Source organism: Caulobacter sp. P1_B12_2 (genome assembly GCF_056406675.1).
On sequence record NZ_JBFTZS010000222.1, the window covers coordinates 1 to 7,382 of the forward strand.

The following is a 7,382-nucleotide window of genomic DNA, read 5'->3' on the forward strand; positions in this document are numbered from 1 at the left end:
GCGTGGACCGCGCTACGGCGCCTACAAGGGCGTGTCGTGGTGGACCAGGATCATCGACATCCCCGCCGCCGCCAAGGGCAAGCGGGTGATCTTGAACATCCGCGGCGCGCGCCTGCGGGCCGAGGTGTTCCTGAACGAGCAGCTGGTCGGCTATTCGATCATGTCGGAGCTGCCGATCGACTGCGACCTGACCCACGCCATGCGGCCGGGCCAGCCCAACCGCCTGGCGATCCGCATCACCAATCCCGGCGGCCGGTTCGACTGGCGCGACAGCACCACCATGATGTGGGGCAAGGCCAAGTTGTTCGCCTCGCATGGCTTCGGCGGGCTGGATCGCGGCCTGACGCTCAGCGTCCATCCGCTGGCGGCCCGCATCGACGACGCCTGGGTGCTGAACACACCGGCCCCCCGACGGGTGGCCGGCTTCATGGACGTGGCGCTGGACAAGCCGGTCGCCGTGGCCAGGCTCACGGCTCTGCGCGCCAAGGCCGGGCTGGAGCTGGTGGACGACCGCACGGGCCGACTGGTCCCGGCGGACATCCGCCTCGAGTCGCTGGAGGCCCTCGACGCCACGCGCTTGCGAGTCCGGTTCACCCTGTCGGCGCCGACCGCAAAGCTCTGGGACCTGAAGACGCCCGAACTCTACCGCCTGCGGTTCCGTTGGACCGAGCGCAAGGGCGCCATCGACACCCGCGAGGTCCGCTTCGGCTTCCGCTGGTTCGGGGTCGAGGGCGTTGGAACCGACGCCCTGCTGCGCCTGAACGGCCGGCGCGTGCGGCTCTATTCGGCGATCTCGTGGGGCTATTGGGGTCTCAACGGCCTGTGGCCGACGCCGGAGCTGGCCAGGCGCGAGGTGACCTCGGCCAAGACCCTGGGCCTCAACACGCTCCACTTCCACCGCAACGTCGGCAAGCCCGAGGTGTTCGCGGCCATGGACGAGATGGGCCTGCTGCGGGTGATGGAGCCCGGCGGCGGTCGTCACGCCATCAGCAAGGACCTCAAGCCCGGCGAAAGCCTGTCGCCCGCCGACGCCTTCAGCCGCGACTTCATGGTCGAGAAGTGCAAGGCCATGGCCCGGGCCTTCCGCTCGCACCCGTCGCTGGTCCAGTACACCCTGCAGAACGAGATCGGCGCCAACCTGGCCAATCCCGACGTGCAGACGGTGCTGAAGGCGATCCACGACATCGATCCCAGCCGCACGGTCATCCTCAACGACGGCTTCGTGGCGCGCGGCGCGGCCCAGGCCATGTACCTGCCCTACGACGACCACTACTACCGCTCGGACGTCGAGGAGTGGGGCGGCTGGTGGGTCAATCACCAGGGCGCGGGCGATCAGTGGTACGACAAGTTCTACCAGGGCAAGGACGACTACATTCACCGCCAGACCGRCAAGCCGTTCATCGTCGAGTTCGGCGAGATGCAGGGCTGCGCCGTCGCCGACAACCACCCGGCCATGGTGGTCGAGATTCTGGCCAAGGGCGGCAAGAGCTATGACCTTGACGACCACAAGGCGGTGGTCGCGCCGACCAACAGCTATCTGGAGCGCTGGGATTTCCAGAAGGCCTTCCCGACCAGCGAGAGCCTTTTCCTGTCGGTCGGCCGCAAGGCCTACGAGGCCTGGCGCGAGTATCTGGAGAACATCCGGATCGGCGAGACCGTCGACGTGGCCGCCATCTCCGGCTGGGAGAGCACGGCGATCGAGAACCACTCGGGCATCGTCGATGTCCTGCGCGGCTTCAAGGCCGATCCGGCCCTGCTGAGCCAGAGCCTGCGGCCTGTGCTGGCGATCGCCAAGCCCCGGGCCCTGGCCTATGCGACGGGGCAGAGCGTCGAGCTCGACCTCTATCTGCTGAACGACACCGGCAAGGCCGTGTCGGGCGAGCTGGTGCTGAGCCTTGTCGGGCCGGACGGAAGCGTCGAGGCCCTGGGCCGCTGGCCGGTCCCGGCGCAGTCGCCCGACCGCTTCAGCTATCTCGTGGCCGAGAGCGTCCAGACCCCGGCCCTGCGGCGCGAGGGGCTGAACGTGATCCGCATCGCGCTGGGCGACATCGTCTCCGACCGCGAGATCTGGGTGACGGGGCCAGGGCCGAAGGCGGCCAAGCCGGTTCGCATCGGCGTCTCGGGCGTGGCCCGCAGCCTGCGCGACCAGCTGGCCGCCGTGCCGGGCGTGGTCCTCGAGGATTTCAAGCCGGGCGTCCGCTACGACGGGATCATCGCCTCGGGCCTGAAGAGCGACGAGATCGTCCGTCGCCAGGTCGGCGAACAGACGGGCCTGGAGGCCCAGCCCAAGAAGGGCGAGAAGCCCGTCGTGGCCCTGGGCGACCTGCCGCCCGAGGTGCTGGCGGCGGTCAAGACGGGCGCGCCGCTGCTGGCCATGGTCCAGGAGGACGGTCTGGCCGAGGGCGTGGCCAAGCAGCTCTCCGGCCTTGGCCTGTTCGACTACACCGGCCAGGTCGGCGGGCTGCGCGCGCCCTGGATGGGCAACTGGAACTATGTCCGCGCCCATTCCACCTTCGCCGGCCTGCCGGTCGACCGGGGCATGAGCGTTCTGCACCAGGTCGAGGGGCAGCCGTCCAACGGACTGGTGATCGACGGCGCGGGTGTCGAGGTGATCGCCGCCTACAGCCGCGACCACGATCGCAAGAACGGCGCGGCCAGCTTCATCGCGCGCAAGGACGGGATGCGGGTGCTGGTGCACCGGCTGCCCGACATGGCCGGCCCGCTGCAGCGGCGCTGGCTGGCCAACGCCATCGACTGGCTGGCGCAGGGATCTTGAGGGAGTTTGAGATGACGGACCAAGTGACCAGGATCGGGCGGCGGGCGATCTTGCTGGGCGGCGCGCTGGCGCTTCCAGCCTTCAGCGCGGCTTCGGCGGCGCCCAAGCCCCGCATGTTCGAGCGCCTGGGCTGGGCGGGCGCCACGCCGGGCGGCGATGGCGGCAAGGTCATCCGGGTCACCACCCTGGCCGGCGCCGGTCCGGGCTCGTTCCGTGAAGCGGCGACGACCAAGGGCCCGCGTACGGTGGTGTTCGACGTGGCCGGGATCATCGACCTGGCCCGCCACAGCATCAAGATCGTCGAGCCTTTCCTGACCATCGCCGGCGAGACCGCGCCGTCGCCGGGCGTGACCCTGATCAGGGGCGGCCTGGCCATCGAGAGCCACGACGTCATCGTCCGCCACCTGCGCGTGCGGGCGGGGCGTGACGGCGCGGCGTCACGCAGCGGCTGGGAGGTGGACGGCATCACCTGCTGGAAGGCGCACGACGTGATCGTCGACCACTGCTCGGTCAGCTGGGCCACCGACGAGAACCTCTCGGCCTCGGGGCCGCGCTTCACGGGCGGCGAGGATCCCAAGGGCTGGCAGGAGGGGACCTCGCACCGGATCACCTTCAGCAACAACATCGTCGCCGAGGGCCTGTCGAACGCCAGCCACGTCAAGGGCGAGCATTCCAAGGGCAGCCTGATCCACGACAACGCCACGGAAGTGCTGATCGTCGGCAACCTCTATGCCCACAATCGCGAGCGCAACCAGCTGTTCAAGGGCGCGGTCGAGGCGGTGTCGGTCAACAACCTGATCTACGATCCTGGCACGCGGAACATGCACTACGCGCTCAACGCCCCCGAATGGGTGGGGCACAAATGGCGCACGGGGCGGCTGGCGTTGGTCGGCAACGTCACCAAGGGCGGGGCTTCGACCGATCCTAGGCTGCCGTTCCTGATCGTCGAGGGGCAGGGGGATCTGGACCTCTACGCGCGCGACAACCTGGCGACCTATGCCGACGGGAGCGAGATGCCGCCGACCCGCGTGCTGCCCACCGATCCGCTGCCGAGGATCCGGCTGCTGGACAAGCCGCCGCTGTGGCCCGAAGGCCTGAAGGCGATCGACGCCCGGCAAGTCGAGGCCAAGGTCCTGGCCAACGCCGGCGCCCGGCCCTGGGACCGCGACGCCATCGACCGTCGCATCGTCCAGGACGTGCGCAAGGGAACGGGCAGGGTGATCGACGACGAGAACGAGGTCGGCGGCTATCCGCGCTAGCCCGGCTTGGACGCCAGGATCGCCAGCAACCCGTCGATCGAATAGGGCTTTCGCACCAGGGTGAACCCGTGGGTGCCCTGTTCGGCGATGACGTGGCTGTAGCCGCTGGTCAGCACGATCTGAAGCTGTGGCCAGCGTTGCTGGATCTGCTGGGCCAGTTCCAGCCCGCTGATGCCGGGCATGACCACGTCGGAGAACACCAGGTCGAAGGCGTCGGGATCCTTGTCCAGCTGCTTCAGCGCGGCCTGGCCGTCGCCGACCCAGGTGACCGTCTGGCCCAGTTCCTTGAGCAGGCCGGCGGCGAACTTGCCCACGCCCTCGTTGTCCTCCACCAGCAGGACGCGGCGTCGGGGCACGGCGGTCAGGTCGAGCGTGGCGACAGGGGCGATCGTCGTCAGGGCCTGGCCCGCGGCGCTGGGCAGGTAGAGCGTGAAGGTCGTGCCGACGTCCTCCTGGCTCTCGACGTCGATCTCGCCCCGCGACTGCTTGGCGAAGCCGTAGACCTGGCTGAGGCCCAGGCCCGTGCCCTTGTCGACCGGCTTGGTGGTGAAGAACGGTTCGAAGATCTTCTGCAGCGTTTCGGGCGGCATTCCCGTCCCGTTGTCGGCGATGTCGACGGCGACGAACGTTCCGAGCGCGGCGGCATGGCCGCGCACCCCGGGAACGCCGTCGACCACCCTGGCGGAGATCCTGATCGTTCCGCCGCGGGGCATCGCGTCCCGGGCGTTGATGACCATGTTGAGGATCGCGGTGTCGAACTGACTGGGATCGGCGTTGACCAGGTGGTCGCTTTCGGGAAGGTCCGTCTCGATGACCACCGACGAGCCGATCGTGCTGCCGATGATCCGATGCAGGCCGTGCAGGCGGACGCCGACCTCGAAGACCTCAGGCTGCAGGGGTTGGCGGCGGGCGAAGGCCAGGAGCTGGCCCGTCAGGGTCGCGGCGCGATCGGCCGTCTCGGCGATCGCCTCCACATAGCGGGTGCGCTTGTCCTCGGGCAGGTTGGGTCTGCGCAGGAAGTCGGCCGAGGCTCGGATCACGGTCAGCAGGTTGTTGAAGTCGTGCGCGACCCCGCCGGTCAGCCGTCCGATGGCTTCCATCTTCTGGGCCTGGACCAGAGCCTCGCGGGAGCGCTCCAGCTCTTCCTCGGCGTGGCGCTTTTCAGTGATGTCGCGGGTCACCTTGGCGAAGCCCAGCAGTCGGCCGGTCTCGTCGTGGATCGGATCGATCACGACGCTGGCCCAGAAGCGCTCGCCGCTCTTGCGCACGCGCAAGGCCTCGCCGGAAAACTTGCCCTCGCGAAGCGCCGTGGCCAGGGCGGCGGCCGGCGCGCCGGCGTCGCGGTCCTCTTGCGTGTAGAACAGCGAGAAGTGGCGGCCGACGATCTCGCCGGCGCTGTAGCCCTTGATCGCCTGCGCCCCGGTGTTCCAGTTGCTGATGTTGCCCTCGGGGTCGAGCATGTAGATGGCGTAGTCGTGGACCCCCTGGACTAGAAGCCGGAAGCGCCGCTCGCTTTCGTACAGCGCCCGGTCGGCCTCGCGCTGTTCGGAGACGTCCCGGGTGATCTTGGCGTAGCCGACCAGTTCGCCGGCGTCGATCACGGGGTCGATCACCACGTGGGTCCAGAAGCGCGTGCCGTCCTTGCGCACCCGCCAGCCCTCGGCCTCGAAACGGCCGGCGGTCGCGGCCTGCCGCAACGCCCGCTCGGGCAGTCCGGCCGCCCGATCCTCCTCGGTGTAGAAGGTCGAGAAATGTCGGCCGATGATCTCCTCGGCGGTGTAGCCCTTGAACAGCTGGGCGCCGGTGTTCCACGTCGCCACGAGCCCATCGGCGTCGAGCAGGTAGATGGCGTAGTCCTTGACCGCGTCGATGAGCAGTTGGAATCGCGCGGCCTGGTCCAGGTCGTTTAAACGACGAGCGGGCATCAAGTCTGACATATCCAGGAAGCGCTGTGCTGAAGTGGAACCCTGAATTCTCCGGCAAGGTTCCGCGAGACGACGATGTCATCGGAGACGCAGCATCGCGCGCCTGTCGAGCGGGCGCAACCAAAGCTCGCGATCGGTCAAAATCGACGCCGGACCCACGCCGGGATCGGGGGATGTCCGAGGCCGGGCTCAGGTGTTGAACGGATGTCGCGCGAGTTTCCTTCGCGCTACCACCTAGGCGAGCCTGCATCCTGAGGGGGCCGCCGCATCGCCGGTCCGAAGCGGGTGATGGAGACGCGCATCATGGATATCCGCAAAACGGTGGCAGCCATGCTCGGGGCAGTGCTGATGGCCGTCCCTGGACTCGGATTTGCCCAGGAAGCCCAAGTCTACAAGGGCATGATCGTTTCGCACACCGACAACAGTCTCGTCGTCAGGATGGGCGCGGAAGAGCAGACCCTCGCCCTGACGCCGGACACCAAGATCACGGCCACTGCCGGCGCGGGGGTCCTGCAGCGCGAGAGCGGTTCGACCGAGGATCTCATCCGCGGCCTGGCCATCGAGTTCAGGGGGCTGCCGTCCGCCGACGGCCTGGTCGCCCAATCCATCACCTTCAAGAAGTCCGACCTGAAGACCGCCAAGCAGATCTCGGCCGGCCTGTCCCAGACCGAAGGCAATGTCGCGGCCAACAAGCAGGCCATCGCCGAGCAGGAAGAACGGCTGAACAACGTCGGCAATCTGGTGCCGGCCGGTCGCACCAAGGTGTTCTTCGCCGTGGGCAGCGCCACAATTTCCGCCCAGGGCAAGCAGGACCTGCAGGACATCGCCGCCAAGGCCAAGGGCATCAAGAGCGGCTTCCGGCTGGCCGTGGTCGGTCGCGCCGACCCGACCGGCGACGCGGCCGCCAACAAGCGTCTGAGCGCCCGTCGCGCGGCCGCCGTGAAGGCCTACCTGATCGAGAGCTGCGCCATCGTGCCGCCCTATATCGTGCCGGCGACGGCCCTGGGTGAAGACTCCGTCGCCCAGGATCCCGATCCGCCCAAGACCGCGGCCGAAGCCCGTCGCGTGACCGTGACGATCCTGATCAGCAAGGCCAACGCGCCGGCGAACTGAGCTCGACGGCGACGGCGAGCCGCCCGGTTCGCCGTCGCCGCCAAGCCATTCCGTGGTCGGCGGCGTCCTCTCGGCTAGACCGTGTCGGGACGCCTGGCGGCCTCGACCAAGGCTTCGGCGGCGTGTCTCAGCAGGGCCTTCGCCTCGGTCGCCGAGAGGATCGGAGAACTGACGAAGGCCCCATTGATCAGCACCGCCAATTGGCCGGCCAGCATCTCGGACCGGGCCGCGCCCATCCTCTGGGCGATGTCGAGCAGCCGACGCCTCAGTTCCAGCTTGTGCGCCGTGGCCACCTGACGGGCCGGTTGG

General features: G+C 68.6%; 4 protein-coding genes and 1 pseudogene. 3 read left to right on the top strand and 2 right to left on the bottom strand.

What is annotated here, in order from left to right; all coding sequences use genetic code 11:
* Both AC1DZ6_RS14615 and AC1DZ6_RS14620 read left to right on the top strand, forming a co-directional pair.
* A partial coding sequence (locus tag AC1DZ6_RS14615) for a glycoside hydrolase family 2 TIM barrel-domain containing protein (protein WP_477097885.1) occupies positions 1–2,776 on the top strand: 2,776 nt, incomplete at its 5' end.
* An 11-nt stretch (positions 2,777–2,787) separates the two neighbouring features.
* Positions 2,788–4,035: a pectate lyase family protein gene (locus AC1DZ6_RS14620; RefSeq protein WP_477097886.1), complete on the top strand. Its 1,248-nt coding sequence runs from the start codon at positions 2,788–2,790 to the stop codon at positions 4,033–4,035.
* On the opposite strand, the gene AC1DZ6_RS14625 is transcribed toward AC1DZ6_RS14620, so the two are convergent.
* Complete coding sequence (locus AC1DZ6_RS14625) at positions 4,032–5,960, bottom strand: hybrid sensor histidine kinase/response regulator (RefSeq protein WP_477097887.1); 1,929 nt, start codon at positions 5,958–5,960, stop codon at positions 4,032–4,034. The two genes, AC1DZ6_RS14620 and AC1DZ6_RS14625, sit on opposite strands and share 4 nt — an antisense overlap.
* 303 nt (positions 5,961–6,263) lie before the next feature.
* Here AC1DZ6_RS14625 and AC1DZ6_RS14630 point away from each other — a divergent pair, with 303 nt between their 5' ends.
* Complete coding sequence (locus AC1DZ6_RS14630; protein ID WP_477097888.1) at positions 6,264–7,073, top strand: OmpA family protein; 810 nt, start codon at positions 6,264–6,266, stop codon at positions 7,071–7,073.
* A gap of 74 nt (positions 7,074–7,147) precedes the next feature.
* On the opposite strand, the pseudogene AC1DZ6_RS14635 reads toward AC1DZ6_RS14630, so the two are convergent.
* Positions 7,148–7,382: pseudogene (locus AC1DZ6_RS14635) on the bottom strand (TetR family transcriptional regulator); the annotation flags it as partial.